General features: G+C 65.9%; 1 protein-coding gene. It reads right to left on the bottom strand.

The genetic code is table 11. The features are described 5' to 3' along the window. The coding region (locus EJI01_RS28480; protein WP_126840428.1) for a filamentous hemagglutinin N-terminal domain-containing protein at positions 1–455 on the bottom strand (455 nt) is incomplete at both ends.

Consider the following 455-nt stretch of genomic DNA (forward strand, 5'->3'; position numbering starts at 1 on the left):
CCTGGTTGGCCCCGGTCACCACCTTGAGCTCGTTGGCCCAGATCCCGGCATTGACCTGCACGGCTCTTGCGAGGATGGCCGCGTAGTCGGTGCGGCTCAGGTCCAGGCCCGCACCATCGATGCTGATCGTGCCGCCGCGCACCACATAACTGTCGAGCCCGCCGGCTGCATTGAACTGCGGGGTGCCTGTCGTGAGCGTTGCGCGGCTGGCATTGATGAATCCCCCGCCATCGACCGCAATGCCCGCCGGATTGGCGATGATCACCTCGGCGCGCTGGCCGCCGACTTCCACATAGCCGCGCAGCTGCGTCGGGTTGCCGCTCGTGATCTCGTTGAGGATGATGCGCGCGGGGCCTGTCGCGAGGTACGGATTGCCTTGGACGAAGCCACCGAGCTGCGTCTGCACATCGGTGCGGCTGTTGTTGAGGATCGCGCCATTGCGCTGAACGTCGAAC

The organism is Variovorax sp. MHTC-1 (genome assembly GCF_003984645.1).
Lineage (GTDB): Bacteria > Pseudomonadota > Gammaproteobacteria > Burkholderiales > Burkholderiaceae_C > Variovorax.